The following is an 18400-nucleotide window of genomic DNA, read 5'->3' on the forward strand; positions in this document are numbered from 1 at the left end:
TCGAAAGGTTGATGTCGTCACCAGCCCGGGGGCGATGTTTCCGGGGCCGGGGAAAACGACGCTGGACCCATGTTCGTCGCATGGAGAGACCTACGGTTCGCCAAGGGCCGGTTCGCGCTCATGGGCACGGTGATCGTGCTGATCACCCTGCTCGTGGGCCTGCTGTCCGGCCTGACCGCCGGGCTGGCCCGGGAGAACACCTCGGCCGTCACCGGCCTGGACGCCGACCATCTGGCGTTCGCCGCCCCGCCGGACGGCCGGTCGGTGTCCTTCGCCGACTCGTCCGTCGGCGAGGACGCCGTACGCGCCTGGGCCGGGCGGCCCGGCGTGGAGTCCGCGCACCCCCTCGGCATCCGCACCCTGAACGCCACCGCCCGTACGGGGGAGCGCACCGCCGCCGTCTCCGCGTTCGGTGTCGAGCCCGGCAGCGGCCTGGCGCCCGCCCGGGTCGGCCCCGGCGAGGTGGTGCTCTCGCGCGGGGGTGCCGACGAGCTGGGCGCACGCCCCGGCGACCGGCTCACGCTCGGCGGCCGGGAGGCCACCGTGGCCGCCGTCGCGGGCGACGCCTCGTACAGCCACACCCCGGTCGTGTGGACGGACCTCGCCGACTGGCGGCGGTCCGGGAGCGGGGACGGGCTTGCCACCGTGATCGCCCTGACCACCACCGGGGCCGCCGATCTCGCCGCCGGCGACCGGGCGGCCGGCACCCGCACGCTCGCGCTGGACGACTCGCTGACCGCCATCGGCTCCTACCAGGCCGAGAACGGCTCCCTTCAGCTGATGCGCGGCTTCCTCTTCGCCATCTCCGCCCTGGTGATCGGCGCGTTCTTCACCGTCTGGACGATCCAGCGCAGCGGCGACGTCGCCGTGCTCAAGGCGCTGGGCGCCTCGACCCCGTATCTGCTCCGGGACGCGCTCGGCCAGGCCGTCGTGATGCTCGCCGCCGGTACGGGTCTGGGCACCGCCCTCGCCGCCGGCATCGGCGCCCTGGTCTCCGGCGGCTCCGTGCCGTTCGTCCTGGACGCGGCCACGGTCCTCGTCCCGGCCGCCGTGCTGATCGCCCTCGGCGCGGCCGGGGCTGCCCTGTCCATCCGGCGGATCACCGCCGTCGACCCGCTCACCGCGCTCGGGAGTGCCCGATGACCCTCACGCTCACCGATGTCACCCTCACCTACCCGGACGGCGACGGGCGGCTCACCGCCCTGGACCGCGTCGCGCTCGACGTGCCCGCCGGCACCCTCACCGCCGTCGTCGGCCCGTCCGGCTCCGGCAAGTCCAGCCTCCTCGCGGTGGCCGCGACCCTGGTCGCCCCGGACGACGGGGCGGTCGTCGTCGCCGGTACGGACACCACGGGGCTCGGGCGCGCGGAGAAGGCGGCGCTGCGGCGGGAGCGCGTCGGCATCGTCTTCCAGCAGCCCAACCTGCTCCCGTCCCTGACCGCCGTCGAACAGCTCCAGGTCATGACGCATCTCTCGGGCGGCCGGGCCGGGGCGGCCAGGGCCCGGGCGCTCGATCTGCTCGACGCGGTCGGACTCGCCGGGCAGGCCGGCCGCAGGCCCCACCAGCTCTCCGGCGGACAGCGCCAGCGGATCAACATCGCCCGGGCCCTGATGAACGACCCGGCCCTGCTCCTCGTGGACGAGCCGACCAGCGCCCTGGACCACGAGCGCGGCGCGGCCGTCCTGGACCTGCTGGTGACCCTGACCCGGCAGCGGTCCACGGCGACGGTCCTGGTCACGCACGACCGCGCCCACCTGGACCGCGCGGACCGGACGGTCACGATGGTGGACGGGCGCCTCACGGCCCCGGCGCTCACCTGAAACGGGAGCGGGCCCGGACCCCCGAAGAGGTCCGGGCCCGCCCCAACGGCTTCTCAGCCCGTCGCGCCGCTGCTCGCCAGCGCGTCCGACAGCTCCTTGGCCGCCTGCTGGAGGATCGGCACGATCCGCTCCGTGGCCGCCTCGGTGACCCGGCCCGCCGGGCCGGAGATCGAGATCGCGGCGGAGGTGGGGGAGTTGGGGACCGAGACCGCCAGGCAGCGGACCCCTATCTCCTGCTCGTTGTCGTCCACCGCGTAGCCCACCCGGCGCACCTGGTCCAGCGCCTCCAGGAAGCCGTCCGGGGTGGTGATCGTCTTCTCGGTCGCGGCGGGCATCCCGGTGCGGGCGAGCAGGGCGCGCACCTCGTCCGGCGGGGTGTGCGCGAGCAGCGCCTTGCCGACGCCCGTGGAGTGCGGCAGCACCCGGCGGCCCACCTCCGTGAACATCCGCATCGAGTGCTTGGACGGCACCTGCGCCACGTACACGATCTCGTCGCCGTCGAGCAGCGCCATGTTCGCCGTCTCGCCCGTCTCCTCGACCAGCCGGGCCAGATAGGGGCGCGCCCAGGTGCCGAGCAGCCGTGCGGCGGACTCGCCGAGGCGGATCAGCCGGGGGCCGAGCGCGTAACGCCGGTTGGGCTGCTGACGTACGTAGCCGCACAGGACCAGCGTGCGCATCAGACGGTGGATCGTGGGCAGCGGGAGTCCGCTGCTCGCGGAGAGCTCGCTCAGGCCGACCTCGCCCCCCGCGTCGGCCATCCGCTCCAGCAGGTCGAAGGCGCGCTCAAGGGACTGCACACCACCGCTGGATCCGGCGGGCTTGGAGTCGGAAGTGCTGGCGTGGGACGGCGGCACGTCAACGGTCCTTTCGAAGCGGAGGAGCAAGGCAGCAGCCTACCGGGCCCTTTCCGATCGGCCCACAGTCGACGGGGGCCGTCGTGGCCGGTCAGCGCCCGTTTGTCCGGGTGTCCGCAGGTGGTGCGGCAGCCCGGCCGCGCGGCACCTGGCCCATTCTACGTTCCGCACTCCGAAATTCACCTTTTACTTTGTGGAAACCTCCAGCGCGGCTCCGGGGGCGGCCGGGGTACGGGGGTGAGGTCTTGACGGGTCGCGTTCCCGAGTGAAGACTCCTTCAACAGTTCGTTGAAAGTGCGAAGTGAGGAGCACCGGTGTCCGGTCCGGACGTGAAGCTGCTACTGCGCTCGACGCGCGTCGTCACCCCCGAGGGGACCCGGCCCGCGTCGGTCGCCGTCACCGGCGGGACCATCGACGCCGTTCTCCCGTACGACACCGAGGCGCCGGCCGGTGCCCGCGTCGAGGACTTCGGGGACGACGTCGTGCTGCCCGGTCTCGTGGACACCCACGTCCATGTGAACGACCCCGGCCGCACCGAGTGGGAGGGCTTCTGGACCGCCACCCGCGCGGCGGCGGCCGGCGGCATCACCACGCTGCTCGACATGCCCCTCAACTCGCTGCCGCCCACCACCACGGTGGAGAACCTGCGGGTCAAGCAGGGCGTCGCCGAGCCCAAGGTGCACGTGGACACCGGCTTCTGGGGCGGTGCGATCCCCACCAACGTCAAGGACCTGCGCCCGCTGTACGAGGCCGGGGTGTTCGGCTTCAAGTGCTTCCTGTCGCCGTCCGGCGTCGAGGAGTTTCCCGAGCTGGACCAGGAGCAGCTGGCCCGGTCGATGGCCGAGATCGCCGGCTTCGGCGGGCTGCTCATCGTGCACGCCGAGGACCCGCACCACCTGGCCTCCGCGCCCCAGCAGGGCGGCCCCGCCTACGCGAACTTCCTCGCCTCCCGGCCGCGCGACGCCGAGAACACCGCGATCGAGGGCCTGATCGCCCACGCCCGCCGGCTGAACGCCCGCGTCCACGTCCTGCACCTCTCGTCCAGCGACGCGCTGCCGCTGATCGCCGCCGCCCGGCGCGAGGGCGTCCGGCTCACCGTCGAGACCTGCCCGCACTTCCTCACCCTCACCGCCGAGGAAGTCCCGGACGGGGCCACCGAGTTCAAGTGCTGCCCGCCGATCCGGGAGGCCGCCAACCAGGACGCGCTGTGGGAGGGGCTGGCCGACGGCACCATCGACTGCATCGTCTCCGACCACTCACCGTGCACCACCGACCTCAAGACCCCGGACTTCGCCTCCGCCTGGGGCGGGATCTCCTCCCTCCAGCTCGGCCTGCCCGCCATCTGGACCGAGGCCCGCCGGCGCGGCCACACCCTGGACGACGTCGCCCGCTGGATGTCCGCCGCCCCCGCCGCCCTGGCCGGGCTGCACCACAAGGGCGCCATCGAGGCGGGCCGCGACGCCGACTTCGCGGTCCTGGCGCCCGACGCCACCTTCACCGTCGACCCGGCCGAGCTGTTCCACCGCAACCAGGTCACCGCCTACGCCGGCCGCACCCTGTCCGGCGTGGTGCGCTCCACCTGGCTGCGCGGTGTACGCATCGCCGCCGACGGCGTGCTCTCCGAACCCACCGGCCGCCTCCAGACAAGGGACCCCCAGGCATGACGGCGACAGCGCACTTCACCGGCGACGCGAACCCGTACGGCGGCGGCGACCCGTACGCCGACTACCGCACCGCCGACCACCCCTTCACCCACCTCGTGGACCTCGCCGACCGGCGGCTCGGCGCGGGCGTGATCGCCGCCAACGACGAGTTCTTCGCCGAGCGCGAGAACCTGCTCAAGCCGGAGCCCGCCCACTTCGACCCGGAGCGCTTCGGGCACAAGGGCAAGATCATGGACGGCTGGGAGACCCGCCGTCGGCGCGGTGCGAGCGCCGAGCGGCCGCACCCGGTGGACGAGGACCACGACTGGGCGCTGATCCGGCTCGGCGCCCCCGGCATCGTGCGCGGCCTGGTCGTGGACACCGCCCACTTCCGGGGCAACTACCCGCAGGCCGTCTCCGTCGAGGCCGTCTCGCTGCCCGGCTCGCCCTCGCCACAGGAGCTGCTCGCCCCGGACGTGAAGTGGACGACGCTCGTCCCCCGTACCGCCGTCGGCGGCCACGCGGCCAACGGCTTCGCCGTCGACGCGGAGCGCCGCTTCACGCATCTGCGGCTCAATCAGCACCCGGACGGCGGCATCGCCCGCCTGAGGGTCTACGGCGAGGTCGCCCCGGACCCCGCCTGGCTGACCGCGCTCGGTACGTTCGACGTCGTCGCCCTGGAGAACGGCGGCCGGGTCGAGGACGCCTCCGACCGCTTCTACTCCCCGGCGACGAACACCATCCAGCCCGGCCGCTCCCACAAGATGGACGACGGCTGGGAGACCCGGCGCCGCCGCGACCGGGGCAACGACTGGATCCACTACCACCTGGTGGAAGAGGCGGACATCCGCGCCGTCGAGATCGACACCGCCTACCTCAAGGGCAACGCGGCCGGCTGGGCCCGGCTCACCGCCCGGGACGCGGAGACGGGCGCCTGGACCGAATTCCTGCCCCGGACCCGGCTCCAGCCCGACACCGACCACCGCTTCGTGCTGCCCGACGCGATCCGCGCCGACCAGGTGCGGATCGATATCTTCCCGGACGGCGGGATCTCCCGGCTCCGCCTCTTCGGCTCGCTCACCGAACGCGGGGCGGCCCGGCTGGCGGCCCGCCACGCGGAACTCGGCGGCTGAGGCCCCGGGGCCCCGGGGAGCGTCAGAACTCCTCGTGCTCCTCGGGGTCCCCGCCGAACCGCTCCCTGGGTCCGCCGGAGATCCGCCCCAGCTCCTCGGGCGTCAGCTCGAACCCGAACAGGTCCAGGTTCTCCCGCTGCCGCCCCGGATCGGCCGACTTCGGGATCGGTACGGCCCCGAGCTGGGTGTGCCAGCGCAGTACCGCCTGACCCGGGGTGACACCGTGGGCCTCGGCGACCGCCACCACGTCCGGGTCGGCCAGCAGGTCCCGGCCGCGCCCCAGCGGGCTCCAGCTCTGCGTGACGATCCCCAGCGCCGCGTGCACCGCGCGCAGCTCCTCCTGGGGCAGCCGGGGGTGCAGCTCGATCTGGTTGACGACGGGCACCACACCCGTCTCATCCTCCAGCCGCTTCAGGTGCTCGGCGGTGAAGTTGGAGACCCCGATCGACCGGACGAGGCCGTCCTCGCGCAGCTTGATGAGGGCCCGCCAGGTGTCCACGTAGAGACCCACCTTGGGCAGCGGCCAGTGGATGAGACAGAGGTCCACGTAGTCCAGGCCGAGGTTGCTCCGGGACTCCTCGAACGAGGCGAGCGTCTTCTCGTAGCCGTGGTGCCGGCCGGGCACCTTGGTCGTGACGACGATCTCCTCGCGTGGTACCCCGCTGCGGGCGACGCCGCGCCCCGTGCCGGTCTCGTTGCCGTAGTTCAGCGCGGTGTCCACGAGCCGGTAGCCGAGGTCCAGGGCCCCGGAGACGGCCTTCTCCGCCGCGTCGTCGTCCAGCGGATAGGTGCCGAGCCCGACCGCCGGGATCGTACGGCCGTCGTTCAGGGTGTGCGCCGGGATACCGGACATGATCGTCCCTTCTCGTCCTCTGCCGTTACGGGCATGCCTCCCCGCCCAGCGTAGGCGGGGCGGGGAGGACCGGCAGCGCGACGTCAGGCGGCGTGGCCGCCGTCCACGACGAGTTCGGCCCCGGTGACGAACGCTGCCTCCGCGCCCGCGAGGTACGAGATCAGCGCGGCGATCTCGGCCGCCGTACCGAACCGGTCCAGCGCGTTGGCCGCGCGCTGGCCCTCGGCGAACGGGCCGTCGGCCGGGTTCATGTCGGTGTCCACGGCGCCGGGCTGCACCAGGTTGACCGTGATGCCGCGCGGACCCAGCTCGCGGGCCAGCGGCTTGGTCAGGCCGGAGAGCGCGGACTTGCTCATCGCGTACAGCGTTGCGCCGGGCCCGCCCGCGTGCCGGCTCAGGGCCGTACCGAGGGAGATGATCCTGCCCCCGCGCTCCATCACCTCGGCCGCCGCCCGGCAGGCCAGGAACACCGCACGGACGTTCACGGCGAGGACCCGGTCCACATCGGCGGGCGTGAGCGTGGAGATGGGGCCGAGGACGCCGATGCCCGCGTTGTTCACCAGGATGTCCAGCCGTCCGAGCTCCTCCGCCGCCCGGTGCACCACCGAGCCGGCGGCCTCCGGGTCGGCCGAGTCGGCGCGCAGCGCGACCGCGCGGCGCCCGGTCGCCTCGATCGCGGCGACGACCTCCTTGGCGGCGCCCTCGTCGCGTACATAGGTCAGCGCCACGTCGGCGCCGTCCCGGGCGAGCCGCAGCGCGGTCGCGGCACCGATGCCCCGGCTGCCGCCGGTGACGAGCGCGGTGCGGGGGGTGGGAAGGGTGCTGTTCATCGTCGTTCCTGTCCGTTGCCGGTCGTGCTGACAGGAACCAGGAAAGTCGCTCGGCGCCCCGGAAACCGGCGGGAATTGGACGCCGAATCCGTGACGGTCAGACGGTCAGCGCCAGTCCGGCGAACGGCCGAGCGCCGCCAGTACGCGGGGGAGCGGGCCGCCGTCCGCCACCGGAAGGGCGGGCCGGAAGGCGGCGTCGGGGCGCTCGCGCGCCGCCCCGCCCGGGACGCGCAGGGCCAGGGGCAGGGCGGCCTCCACCACCTCGTCCGGCAGCGCGAGGGGCAGGCCGAGCGTCGCGGCCACGTCCCAGGAGTGCACGACGTAGTCGATGAAGTGGAACCCCATCGCGGTCGCCCCCGGGAACGTCGCCGCACCGATCTCCGGCAGCGCGAACCACCGCTCCGAAGCGCCCGGCCGCGCGAACGCGTCGAGCACGGTCCGCGCCGTCCCCCGGTACCAGGCCGCCGGATCGTCCCCGGCCGGCCGGGGCGCCCAGGCGGCGGCGTCCGCCCCCTCGCCCCGTGCGGCGGCGGCGAAGCCGAGGTGCTGGGTGCCCATGTGCTCCACCAGGCGGCGCAGCGTCCAGGCGTCGCACGGGGTGGGGCGGTCCCAGTCGCCGGGTCCCGCGCGGCCGGCGAGGCGCACCGATTCCAGCACGGCGATCCGGTCCAGCTCGATGATGTCCATGGCGGGTCTCCTCGTCAGCGGAAGGCGGGTCAGGGCGTGCCCACGGTCAGGGCGTGCCCACGGGCCACGGTGCCGCCCCGGACACCAGCCGCCACGCGGCGTCGTACACCGCCGAGCGGCTGGTGAAGGGGGCCGTCCAGGTCGCCGAGCGCAGGGCGCCCCCGTCCCGGTGGGCGCGGACGATCTCACGGTGGTCGGGGCGGGCGACGAAGCCCATCAGGTGCTCCTGGGCCGTCCAGACGGTGATCGAACCGGACCGGTTCATCCGGGGGCCCACGTCCACCCAGAGCCACATGCCGACCGCGCCCGGCGTCCGGGGCCAGGTGCGGCGCAGCCGCATGCCCGCCGCGCCGACGGAGAACGTGCGCCACGGGCGGTGCGTGACGAACTCGGTGACCCCGACGACGACTTCGGCGCCGGGCTCCACGGCCGGGGCGGCGGAGCCCGGTTGCCAGCGGGTGCTCCAGAGAATCTGCGGCACGGTCGGTCTCCTCCTGGCACGCGGGATGGTCCGCCGCAGGTCCTCGCGGCCGGATGCCCACGACCATACAAGTAGACGAACGATCGTGCTATTAGTTTATCCGGAACGAGCCGCACCGGCTCCCGCAGGCGCTACACGTCCACCGCCACCGCCCGGAGCCGGCCCAGGATCGCGCGCCACGCCCTCGTATAGCTCTCGGCGCTGCCGCGCAGCACCGAGTCGCCGTTCGCCAGCTCAAGGAAGGCGATGATCTCGAAGGCGAGCTGGGCCGCGTCGCAGTCGTCCCGGATCTCGCCCAGGGTCCGGGCCTCCTCGATCCGCGCCTCCACGAACGCGAACCAGCTCGCCTGCGCCGCCAGCAGCGCGTCGTGCACCGCGCCCTCCCTGGCGTCGAACTCCGCGAGCGCCGCGTAGAAGAAGCAGCCGCCGGGGAAGACCCGGTCCCGCGAGTAGGCGATCCAGGACTCGCACATCCGCCGCACCCGGCCGAGACCGGCGGGCGTCCCACGCGTGGGGACCACCACATGCTCGTCGTGGACGGCGGCGGCGGCCCGCACGGTCGCCAGCTGAAGCTCCTCCTTGGAGCCGAAGAGCGCGAACACCCCGCTCTTGCTCAGCCGGAGATCCGTGGCCAGCCGGCCCAGCGACAGCCCGTCGAGCCCTTCCACCGAGGCGACCGCCGCCGCCCGGGCGAGGACCAGCTGCCGGGTGCGGTTGCCGCGCTCGACCCTGCCGTCCTGGCGTGTTCCGGCCATCCGGTGACTCCGTACTCCGATGAGGTCCGAGCTTGGGTGAGGGCTGAGGTGCGGTCGGCCCGCGTCGAGCGCGTCCGGGGCTCGTCATTCTAGGAGGGTGCCCGGTAGCGTGATCCCTCCCCAGTGCGAGCCGGTGCCGTCTCCACGTCGTCCCCGTGGAGAGAGCAGGAGTCCAGGTGTCCTCCGCCGCCGTCCCCGCCCCCGCCCCCGTCCTCGCCCCGCCGCGCCGGGCCTGGCTCACCGATCTGCCCGTCCTGCTGGTCGCGGTGGTCTGGGGGTCCAGCTATCTCGCCGCCAAGGGCATCACCACCCCGGCGACCGTCGTCGCCGTGCTCGTGCTGCGGTTCGCCGTCGTGCTGCCCGTCCTCGCGGTCGCCGGATGGCGCCGGCTGCGTGCGCTGAGCGCCGCGCAGTGGCGGGGCGCCGGGCTGCTGGGCCTCGTGCTCAGCGGGATCTTCCTGGTGGAGACGTACGGCATCGTGCACACCTCGGCGACCAACGCCGGGCTCATCATCAGCCTCACCATGATCTTCACCCCGCTCGCCGAGGCCGCCGTCACCCGGACCCGGCCGACCGGGGCCTTCCTCGCCGCCGCCGGGCTCTCCGTGGCCGGGGTGGTACTGCTGACCCAGGGCGGCGGATTCACCAGCCCCTCGGCCGGTGACCTGCTCATGCTGGCCGCCGCCCTGGCCCGCACCCTGCACGTGCTGCTCATGGCCCGCATCAAGTCCGTCCAGGACGCGGACTCGCTGTCCCTGACGACCGTGCAGCTCGGCAGCGCCGTCGCCGTCTTCGCCCTGCTGGCCGCCGCGCCGGGAACGGGCGAGACGCCCTGGACGGTCGCCGCCGGATTCGGGGCCCGGGAGTGGGCCGGACTGCTCTTCCTCTCGGTGTTCTGCACGCTCTTCGCGTTCTTCGTGCAGATGTGGTCCGTACGCCGCACCTCGCCGTCCCGGGTCAGCCTGCTGCTCGGTACGGAGCCGCTGTGGGCCGCCGCCGCCGGCATCGCGATCGGCGGCGAACGGCTGGGCGTCGCCGGGGCGGCGGGCGCCGTGCTGGTGCTGGCCGGGACCGCCTGGGGACGGCGGAGCGCGGACCCGGGCGCGCCCTGACCGGGCTCACTCCTTGATCGCGTCCGCCTGGGGCGGCTCGCCTGTTTGCGGTCTCTATCCTCGGCAGACGTCCTCCGTGGGCATGACGCGTACGGAGTACCGTTCCTAGCCAGTGCGCTGATGTGGGTCTCGGACCCATTCCTGCTCACTGCGGACGTCCCGAACGGGTTTGGGTGTCCTGGTTGCCCGCGTTCTCGCCGCGTCCGGCGGCACGGATCGTGTCCGTGGTCCGGGGATGCGGGGGCGGGGTCCCTCACGCCCTGGGGCACCTGGTGCGGCCTGGACGGTCCGATGCCCGTGCGCATCGCTCCGGTGCGCACGGGGCGGTGTCGAAGGATGCGGCCAGGTCTCGCATCCCGCCCCCGCTCCGCCGCCCGTGCCCACCTGTTACTCGACACAACGAGTAGCCGCCGCCACGGTTACCCAGATGAGAGCCGATCGAATCCGGCCTGAAGTCCCTCGTCCCCCGGCCGCGTCCCGGCATACGCTGAACGGGCCGGTCCTCGCAGCGGGGACGACACGACCGGGAGGGCGGGCCCATGTCCGAAGTCGTTGTGGATCTCAGCGGGTTGGCGGATTTCACCGCGAATCCGTACCCCTACTACGAGCGGATGCGCGCGACCGGACCCGTGCACCTCGTCCGCACCGACGAGTTCGACCGGATCTGGCTCGTCGTCGGCTACGAAGAGGGCCGGGCCGTCCTGGCCGACCAGCGCTTCGGCAAGGACTGGCGGGCGCTGCCCGGCGCGACCGGCGGCGACCCGATCAACGCCAACATGCTGGAGACCGACGCCCCCGACCACACCCGGCTGCGCAAGCTCGTCGCCCGCGAGTTCACCCCGCGCCGCATCGAGGCGCTGCGCCCCCGGGTCGAGGAGATCACCGGCGAACTCCTCGACCTGATGGTCCCCGAGGGCCGCGCCGACCTCGTGGACGCGCTCGCCTTCCCGCTCCCCATGACCGTGATCTGCGAGCTGCTCGGCGTCCCCGACCTGGACAGGTCCGCCTTCCGCAAGCTGTCCAACGGCATCGTCGCCCCCGTGAACGAGGAGGAGGAGGGCGAGGCGGTCCGTGCCATGGGCGCCTACCTCGCGGAGCTGATCGAGGACAAGCGCCGCTCACCCGGCGACGACCTGCTCAGCGCCCTGATCGCCACCCGCCACGAGGACGACGACGCGCTCTCGCCCGACGAGCTGGTCGGCATGGCCTTCCTGCTGCTCGTCGCCGGCCACGAGACCACGGTCAACCTCATCTCCAACGGCGTACGCGCCCTGCTCGCCCACCCGGACCAGCTCGCCGCGCTCCGCGCCGACCTCTCGCTCCTCGACGGCGCCGTCGAGGAGATGCTGCGCTACGACGGACCCGTCGAGACGGCCACCCTCCGGTTCGCCCGGGAACCGGTCGAGGTCGGCTCCCGGACCATCGCGACCGGCGACGCGGTCCTGGTCTCCCTCGCCGGCTCCGACCGCGACCCGGCCCGCTACCCCGAGCCCGACCGCTTCGACATCCGCCGTGACAACCGCGGCCACCTCGCCTTCGGACACGGCATCCACTTCTGCCTGGGCGCCCCGCTGGCCCGGATGGAGGGCCGCATCGCGATCCGGGCGCTCCTGGAGCGCTGCCCCGGCCTGGAGGCCGACCCGCAGGCCGCCCCCTTCGACTGGCTGCCCGGCACGCTGATCCGGGGGGTGCGCCGCCTGCCGGTGCGCTGGTGAGCGACGCGCCGCCGTCCTCTTCGTGCCCCTCCGGGTCGCGGCGGCGCCCGCTCGGGGATACTTGCCCAGCCGGGCCGGGACCACAGGGCCCCGGCTCCACCGGCAGCAGCACAGCGAGCAGCACAAGAAGGGCACGGCGTCGTGGCAAGGGTTCGGACAGGGGTACGTGCGATGGGCGCCGTGCTTGCGGCGGTGCTGGGGGTGTCCCTCATGGGATGCAGCAGCACCGGCGGCAAGCGGGCGGAGGAGCGTGCGGCCAAGGCCGCGGCCGAAGGCCGGGCCGCGGTGAACACGCCCCGCTGGACCTTCGCCATGGTCACCCACTCGGGCGACGGCGACACCTTCTGGGACATCGTCCAGAAGGGCGCCGACATGGCGGCCAAGAAGGACAACATCAACTTCCTGTACTCGAAGAGCGACGAGGGCCAGCAGCAGGCCCAGCTGGTGCAGGCGGCCATCGACAAGAAGGTCGACGGGCTGATCGTCACGCTCGCCAAGCCCGACGCCCTCAAGGACGTCGTCGCCAAGGCCGTCCGCGCCGGCATCCCCGTGATCACGGTGAACTCCGGCTCCGCCGAGTCCAAGGCGTACGGCGCGCTCACCCACATCGGCCAGGACGAGTCCATCGCCGGTGAGGCCGTCGGCGACGAGCTGAACAAGCGCGGCCGCAAGAAGGCCCTCTGCATCCTGCACGAGCAGGGCAACGTGGGCCACGAGCAGCGCTGCGCCGGCGCGAAGAAGACCTTCGACGGCCAGATGCAGAACCTGTACGTGGAGGGCACCAACATGCCCGACGTCCAGGCGTCCATCGAGGCGAAGCTCCAGTCCGACAAGGACATCGACGCGGTCGTCACGCTCGGCGCGCCCTTCGCGGACGCCGCCGTCAAGGCGAAGAAGACCGCCGGCAGCAAGGCCGAGATCGACACCTTCGACCTGAACGCCTCCGTCGCCGCCGGGCTGAAGTCCAAGACCCTCGGCTTCGCCGTCGACCAGCAGCCCTACCTCCAGGGCTACGAGGCCGTCGACCTGCTCTGGCTCTACCGCTACAACCGCAACGTCCTCGGCGGCGGCCGCCCGGTCCTCACCGGCCCGCAGATCATCACCTCGAAGGACGCCGACCAGCTCGCCGAGTACGCCGACCGGGGCACCCGATGACCGCCGGGCCCGGATCGTCCGCCGTCGTCGACGAACGGCTGCTGCGCACCTCACCGCTGCGTAAGCTCCTCGGCCGCCCGGAGCTGGGCTCGGTCGTCGGCGCGCTCGCCGTCTTCCTCTTCTTCGCGGTCGTCGCCGACAGCTTCCTGCGCCTCACCAGCTTCGGGACCGTGCTGTACGCGGCCTCCATCATCGGGATCATGGCGGCGCCGGTCGCGCTCCTGATGATCGGCGGCGAGTTCGACCTCTCCGCCGGTGTGATGGTCACCAGCTCCGCGCTGGTCTCCTCGATGTTCAGCTACCAGATGACCGCCAACGTCTGGGTCGGCGTCTTCGTGTCGTTGCTGGTCACGCTCGCCATCGGCGCGTTCAACGGCTTCATGCTGACCCGTACGAAACTGCCCAGCTTCATCATCACGCTGGGCACGTTCCTGATGCTGACCGGTCTCAACCTGGGCTTCACCAAGCTGATCAGCGGGACCGTCTCCACGAAGGCCATCGGCAACATGGAGGGCTTCCCCTCCGCCCGTAAGCTCTTCGCCTCGTACTGGACCGTCGGCGGCGTCGAGCTCAAGGTGACGCTGCTGTGGTGGGCCGGTCTGGTGGCCGTCGCCACCTGGATCCTGATCCGCACCCGCTTCGGCAACTGGATCTTCGCCGTCGGCGGCGGCGCGGACGCGGCCCGCGCGGTCGGCGTCCCGGTCATCCGTACCAAGATCGGGCTCTACCTCGGCGTCGCCTTCGCCGCCTGGGTCTCCGGCCAGCACCTGCTCTTCAGCTACGACGTCGTGCAGTCCGGCGAGGGCGTCGGCAACGAGCTGACGTACATCATCGCGGCCGTCATCGGCGGCTGCCTGATCACCGGCGGTTACGGCTCCGCGATCGGTTCGGCGGTCGGTGCCTTCATCTTCGGCATGACCAGCAAGGGCATCGTGTACGCGGAGTGGAACCCGGACTGGTTCAAGTTCTTCCTGGGAGCGATGCTGCTCCTGGCCACCCTGCTCAACGCATGGGTACGCAAGCGCGCGGAGGCGACGAAATGACGGCCCCCAAGGCCCAGGACGGGCCGCAGGACACCGGCCGGCAGGCCCTCGTCGAGCTGGACGACGTGGCCAAGTACTACGGGAACATCAAGGCGCTCGAAGGCGTCTCGCTCGAAGTCCACGCGGGCGAGATCTCCTGCGTGCTCGGGGACAACGGCGCCGGCAAGTCCACCCTCATCAAGATCATCGCCGGGCTGCACCGGCACGACGCCGGGCGGTTCCTCATCGACGGCGAGGAGACCACCCTCGCCAACCCGCGCGACGCCCTGGACCGGGGCATCGCCACCGTCTACCAGGACCTCGCGGTCGTCCCCCTGATGCCGGTCTGGCGCAACTTCTTCCTGGGCTCCGAGCCGACCACCGGCGCCGGCCCCTTCAAGCGCCTCGACGTCAGGCTGATGCGTGAGACGACCCGCTCGGCGCTGCTCCGCATGGGCATCGACCTGCGCGACGTGGACCAGCCCATCGGCACCCTGTCCGGCGGCGAGCGGCAGTGCGTGGCCATCGCGCGCGCCGTCCACTTCGGCGCGAAGGTCCTCGTCCTGGACGAGCCGACGGCCGCGCTCGGCGTCAAGCAGTCCGGCGTCGTCCTGAAGTACATCGCGGCCGCCCGGGACGCCGGCCTCGGCGTGGTCCTCATCACGCACAACCCGCACCACGCGTACCTCGTCGGTGACCGGTTCGTCCTCCTGAAGCGGGGTGCCATGGCCGGCAGCCACACCAAGGACAGCGTCACCCTGGACGAGCTGACCCGGCAGATGGCGGGCGGCAGCGAGCTGGAGGAGCTGAGCCACGAGCTGGAGCGCGCCTCCGGACCCGGCCCCGAGGACAGCGTGTAGCGGAGGCGCCCGGCGACCCCGTCGGCTCCGGGGTGGCAGAATCGGGACGGACGGGCGCCGTCCGCCACCGGGGTCACTCCTGACCCGGTCACCCCACACCTTTCAGGGACGATGAGCACGTACCGCGACTTCGCACACCGCGGCTCCGCCCGCGCGACCGTCCTGCGGACCGTGGGCACCCGGGAAAGGCGCTCGCACCTCACGGCGCCCCGGGTCCCCACCGTCGGCATCGACATCGGCGGCACCAAGGTCATGGCCGGTGTCGTGGACGCCGACGGCACGATCCTGGAGACGGTGCGCACCGAGACCCCGGACAAGTCCAAGAGTCCGAAGGTCGTCGAGGACACCATCGTGGAGCTGGTCCTCGACCTCTCCGACCGGCACGACGTGCACGCGGTGGGCATCGGCGCGGCCGGCTGGGTCGACGCGGACCGCTCCAAGGTCCTCTTCGCCCCGCACCTCGCCTGGCGCGACGAGCCCCTGCGCGACGCCCTCGCCTCCCGGCTCGTCGTCCCCGTCATGGTGGACAACGACGCCAACACCGCCGCCTGGGCCGAGTGGCGCTTCGGCGCGGGGCGCGGCGAGGACCACCTCGTCATGATCACCCTCGGTACCGGCATCGGCGGCGCGATCCTGGAGGACGGCCAGGTCAAGCGCGGCAAGTACGGTGTCGCCGGTGAGTTCGGCCACATGCAGGTCGTGCCCGGCGGCCACCGCTGCCCCTGCGGCAACCGGGGCTGCTGGGAGCAGTACAGCTCCGGCAACGCGCTGGTCCGCGAGGCCCGCGAGCTGGCCGCCGCCGACTCGCCGGTGGCCCACGGGATCATCGAGCGCGTGAAGGGCAACGTCCCGGACATCACCGGACCGCTCATCACCGAACTGGCCCGCGAGGGCGACGCGATGTGCGTCGAGCTCCTCCAGGACATCGGCCAGTGGCTCGGCGTCGGCATCGCCAATCTGGCCGCCGCGCTCGACCCCTCCTGCTTCGTCATCGGCGGCGGGGTCAGCGCCGCCGACGACCTGCTCATCGGCCCCGCCCGGGACGCCTTCAAGCGCCAGCTCACCGGGCGCGGCTACCGCCCCGAGGCCCGGATCGCCAAGGCGCAGCTCGGGCCGGAGGCCGGTATGGTCGGCGCGGCGGACCTCGCCCGGCTGGTCGCGCGGCGTTTCCGCCGCACCAACCGCCGCCGCGTCGAGCGGTACGAGCGGTACGCGCAGATCTACGACCAAGCGGCGAGCACCCTCCGCAGCAACCGCAACACCCGCACTTCCTAGGGGCCCCACACCCATGACCGCAGCCGAGCACCCCGTCGTGCCGCGCCAGTCCCCGCCGCCGCCGGACGAGGGCGACGGGCGGCCCCCCGAGACCCGCCGCCATCTGATCCGCCGGCGCCTGATCACGGCGACGATCATCGTGCTGCTCATCGGCGTGCCCGCCGGCTACCTGCTGATCTCGGCGGGCCAGAGCCGCCGCTCCGGCCAGGACAAGGCCGCCGAGGCCGCCGCGCAGGGGCTGCGCCCCGGCTGGCCGTCGAAGATGCTGCGCCGCATCTTCGAGGTCCCGATCCCCGGTTACGCGTCCGGCGTGCAGTACTACGAGACGAACAACTGGAAGGCCAGCCGGATGTACGTGCAGTTCCGCACGACGTCCAACGGCCTGGACGCCTTCCTGACCGACATCGGCACCGGTCGCGCCGCCCTGGAACCCGGCAAGGTGACCATCGGCAAGCGCGACACGAAGATCGCCGGCTGGTACTTCGGCGACGGCGTCTCCTGGGCGGGCACCACCCACACCAACAAGGACCCGCGCCCCACCCAGGACATCACCGTCGACATGACGGACCCGATGTCACCCGTCGTGTACGTCGTCTCCGCCGCGACCCCCTGACCCGTAGCCCGGAGCCAGCGCCTGCACATCGGCGTACGGGAGTGCCCCGCCCCGAACCGGCCCGCCGTCCCGGATCGCGACAGCCGTGGACACGGCCCCGGTCAGGGCCTCCCGGTACAGCAGCGAACCCAGGCTGACCCGGCGCACCCCCAGGGCGCCCAGCTCGGCGATGCCGGGTCCGGCCGGGCTGTACAGCACGTTCAGCGGGGTGACCAGGGCGGGGGTCAGCGCGGCGATCCCCGCCCGGTCCGAGAGCCCCGGCACGAACACCCCGTCCGCCCCGGCCTGCTCGTACACCGCGAGTCGGCCGGCGGTCCGCTCCTGGTCGCGCCCCAGCCAGTACGTGTCCGTGCGGGCGTTGACGAAGAGCCCGGGCACGGCCTCCTTCACGGCGGCGATCTTCGCGGCGTGCAGCGCCACCGGGGCCAGGGTGCCGTCGGCCCGTCCGTCCTCCAGATTGATCCCCGCCGCCCCCGCCTCGTACAGCCGGCGCGCGAACACCGCGACCTCGGCCGGGTCGTCGCTGAAGCCGCCCTCGGCGTCCACGCTGAACAGGAACGGCCCTCGCCCTAGCCGCCGGGCCAGGTCCACGGTCGCCTCCTTCGTCGCCGCCGCCCCGTCCGGCAGCCCGAGCCCCGCCGCCACGCCGAGGCTGGTGGTCCCCACCGCCTCGAACCCCTCGGCAGCCAGCGCGGCGGCCGAGGCGTAGTCCCAGGCATTGGGCAGCAGCAGGGCCTTCCCCTGGTGGTGGAGGCGGGCGAACGGGGTCATCGGCCGCCCGAGCAGCCCCTCGGCCAGCGCGAGGGCGTGCGCCCTGCCGGGGCAGACCCGGGGCGGCGCGCCGAAGGTGAGCGGGGCGGGGCTCCCCTGCTGGGCGGCCACCAGGTCGAGGACCACCTCGTCGCCCTCGGCGATGTCCCGCCCGGCTACCCGGGTGGCCCGCGCGGCGGTCCGGCGCATGACCCGCACCGGCGGACTGTCCCGCAGCACCCGGGCCGTCGGCACGCTGTCCCCGGCGGCCTCCACCAGCGCGGCGGTCGCGGCGCAGGCCTGCGCGAGCAGCCCGATGCGGTTCGCGACGGCCTCCCCGCCTGCTTCGTCCACCGGGCCGGGCGCCAGCATCGCCACGAGCCGGGCCACGGTGCGATCGGCGTCGGGCCCTCCGTCCCCACCGAAGTACGCGTCCGCCATCTGCGCCACTTCCCCGGCGATCAGTTCGGGCTTCGGCATGTCCAGGGCGGTGGCGAGGGCGCACACCACACGGGTCCGCAGGTCGCCGCCCCCGGCGGCCGCCGATGCCGCCCGATGGAGGTCGGCGGGGGCCGGCCGAGCAAGCTCCGCCTCCACCAGGGCCCGGCGCCGCCGGTGCGGCTCGCCGGAGGCGAACCTCGCCACCGTGGCCCGCAGCCAGGCGACGCTCGCGCCGGGCGGTCCCGCGTCGGGGGCCGGCGCCGGAGGGACGAGCGCGGGGTCGGCCAGCGCCGCCCGGACCTCCGTGTACCGGCTGAACTCATGTGTCGTCGTCGCGTGGCTCATGGCTCCGACCGTAGGCCCGGAACACTTCGGCCCCCGCCGAACCGTCCCTGCGCCAC

General features: G+C 73.2%; 18 protein-coding genes and 1 pseudogene. 11 read left to right on the plus strand and 8 right to left on the minus strand.

All coding sequences use genetic code 11. The features are described from left to right. Nucleotides 1–69: 69 nt before the first annotated feature. On the plus strand, nucleotides 70–1143 hold the full coding sequence (locus tag ACIQZN_RS14755) for an ABC transporter permease (protein ID WP_403992592.1): 1074 nt from the start codon (nucleotides 70–72) through the stop codon (nucleotides 1141–1143). After that, on the plus strand, nucleotides 1140–1820 hold the full coding sequence (locus ACIQZN_RS14760) for an ABC transporter ATP-binding protein (RefSeq protein WP_403992595.1): 681 nt from the start codon (nucleotides 1140–1142) through the stop codon (nucleotides 1818–1820). The genes ACIQZN_RS14755 and ACIQZN_RS14760 overlap by 4 nt, the downstream gene beginning before the upstream one ends. Before the next feature lie 53 nt (nucleotides 1821–1873). Here the strand turns inward: ACIQZN_RS14760 and ACIQZN_RS14765 are convergent, their stop codons facing one another. Further along, entirely contained in the window at nucleotides 1874–2674 is an 801-nt protein-coding gene (locus ACIQZN_RS14765) for an IclR family transcriptional regulator (protein ID WP_403992598.1), read from the minus strand. Nucleotides 2675–2988: 314 nt separating this feature from the next. Here ACIQZN_RS14765 and allB point away from each other — a divergent pair, with 314 nt between their 5' ends. Next, nucleotides 2989–4338 carry an allantoinase AllB gene (gene allB, locus ACIQZN_RS14770; RefSeq protein WP_403992601.1) on the plus strand — a complete coding sequence of 450 codons (1350 nt, stop codon included), beginning with the start codon at nucleotides 2989–2991 and terminating at the stop codon, nucleotides 4336–4338. Beyond that, on the plus strand, nucleotides 4335–5450 hold the full coding sequence (gene alc, locus ACIQZN_RS14775; protein ID WP_403992604.1) for an allantoicase: 1116 nt from the start codon (nucleotides 4335–4337) through the stop codon (nucleotides 5448–5450). The genes allB and alc overlap by 4 nt, the downstream gene beginning before the upstream one ends. A 22-nt stretch (nucleotides 5451–5472) precedes the next feature. Here the strand turns inward: alc and ACIQZN_RS14780 are convergent, their stop codons facing one another. The 5 genes from ACIQZN_RS14780 to ACIQZN_RS14800 all read right to left on the minus strand — a co-directional run bounded on the left by ACIQZN_RS14780 (nucleotide 5473) and on the right by ACIQZN_RS14800 (nucleotide 9056). Next, a complete protein-coding gene (locus tag ACIQZN_RS14780; RefSeq protein ID WP_403992607.1) occupies nucleotides 5473–6303 on the minus strand; it encodes an aldo/keto reductase in 831 nt (276 codons plus the stop codon). An 83-nt stretch (nucleotides 6304–6386) separates the two neighbouring features. Beyond that, on the minus strand, nucleotides 6387–7133 hold the full coding sequence (locus ACIQZN_RS14785; protein WP_403992610.1) for an SDR family oxidoreductase: 747 nt from the start codon (nucleotides 7131–7133) through the stop codon (nucleotides 6387–6389). Between the two features lie 105 nt (nucleotides 7134–7238). Then, nucleotides 7239–7820 (minus strand): TIGR03086 family metal-binding protein, encoded by a 582-nt coding sequence (locus ACIQZN_RS14790; protein WP_403992613.1) that lies wholly within the window; start codon nucleotides 7818–7820, stop codon nucleotides 7239–7241. Nucleotides 7821–7866: 46 nt separating this feature from the next. Further along, nucleotides 7867–8301 (minus strand): hypothetical protein, encoded by a 435-nt coding sequence (locus tag ACIQZN_RS14795; protein WP_403992615.1) that lies wholly within the window; start codon nucleotides 8299–8301, stop codon nucleotides 7867–7869. A gap of 131 nt (nucleotides 8302–8432) precedes the next feature. Further along, a complete protein-coding gene (locus ACIQZN_RS14800) occupies nucleotides 8433–9056 on the minus strand; it encodes a TetR/AcrR family transcriptional regulator (RefSeq protein ID WP_403992618.1) in 624 nt (207 codons plus the stop codon). A gap of 176 nt (nucleotides 9057–9232) precedes the next feature. Here ACIQZN_RS14800 and ACIQZN_RS14805 point away from each other — a divergent pair, with 176 nt between their 5' ends. Beyond that, nucleotides 9233–10168, plus strand: coding sequence for a DMT family transporter (locus ACIQZN_RS14805; RefSeq protein ID WP_403992621.1), 936 nt, complete (start codon nucleotides 9233–9235; stop codon nucleotides 10166–10168). 105 nt (nucleotides 10169–10273) lie between these two features. On the opposite strand, the pseudogene ACIQZN_RS14810 reads toward ACIQZN_RS14805, so the two are convergent. After that, a pseudogene (locus tag ACIQZN_RS14810) lies at nucleotides 10274–10501 on the minus strand (IS200/IS605 family accessory protein TnpB-related protein); the annotation flags it as partial. A gap of 206 nt (nucleotides 10502–10707) precedes the next feature. On the opposite strand from ACIQZN_RS14810, the gene ACIQZN_RS14815 reads away from it, so the two are divergent. The 6 genes from ACIQZN_RS14815 to ACIQZN_RS14840 all read left to right on the plus strand — a co-directional run bounded on the left by ACIQZN_RS14815 (nucleotide 10708) and on the right by ACIQZN_RS14840 (nucleotide 16808). Beyond that, nucleotides 10708–11883, plus strand: coding sequence for a cytochrome P450 (locus tag ACIQZN_RS14815; protein WP_403992624.1), 1176 nt, complete (start codon nucleotides 10708–10710; stop codon nucleotides 11881–11883). A 171-nt stretch (nucleotides 11884–12054) separates the two neighbouring features. Continuing rightward, a complete protein-coding gene (locus tag ACIQZN_RS14820) occupies nucleotides 12055–13038 on the plus strand; it encodes a sugar ABC transporter substrate-binding protein (protein WP_403992627.1) in 984 nt (327 codons plus the stop codon). Next, nucleotides 13035–14081 carry an ABC transporter permease gene (locus ACIQZN_RS14825; RefSeq protein ID WP_403992630.1) on the plus strand — a complete coding sequence of 349 codons (1047 nt, stop codon included), beginning with the start codon at nucleotides 13035–13037 and terminating at the stop codon, nucleotides 14079–14081. Before ACIQZN_RS14820 ends, ACIQZN_RS14825 begins: the two co-directional genes overlap by 4 nt. Then, on the plus strand, nucleotides 14078–14920 hold the full coding sequence (locus tag ACIQZN_RS14830) for an ATP-binding cassette domain-containing protein (RefSeq protein ID WP_403992633.1): 843 nt from the start codon (nucleotides 14078–14080) through the stop codon (nucleotides 14918–14920). The genes ACIQZN_RS14825 and ACIQZN_RS14830 overlap by 4 nt, the downstream gene beginning before the upstream one ends. Before the next feature lie 111 nt (nucleotides 14921–15031). Next, entirely contained in the window at nucleotides 15032–16195 is a 1164-nt protein-coding gene (locus tag ACIQZN_RS14835; protein ID WP_143618366.1) for an ROK family glucokinase, read from the plus strand. A 13-nt stretch (nucleotides 16196–16208) separates the two neighbouring features. Continuing rightward, nucleotides 16209–16808: a hypothetical protein gene (locus ACIQZN_RS14840; RefSeq protein ID WP_403992637.1), complete on the plus strand. Its 600-nt coding sequence runs from the start codon at nucleotides 16209–16211 to the stop codon at nucleotides 16806–16808. Here the strand turns inward: ACIQZN_RS14840 and ACIQZN_RS14845 are convergent. Further along, nucleotides 16770–18344 carry an isocitrate lyase/phosphoenolpyruvate mutase family protein gene (locus tag ACIQZN_RS14845; RefSeq protein WP_403992640.1) on the minus strand — a complete coding sequence of 525 codons (1575 nt, stop codon included), beginning with the start codon at nucleotides 18342–18344 and terminating at the stop codon, nucleotides 16770–16772. The two genes, ACIQZN_RS14840 and ACIQZN_RS14845, sit on opposite strands and share 39 nt — an antisense overlap. Nucleotides 18345–18400: the final 56 nt, after the last annotated feature.

It is taken from the genome of Streptomyces sp. NPDC097595, assembly GCF_044761525.1.
GTDB classification, from domain to species: Bacteria; Actinomycetota; Actinomycetes; order Streptomycetales; family Streptomycetaceae; genus Streptomyces; species Streptomyces drozdowiczii_A.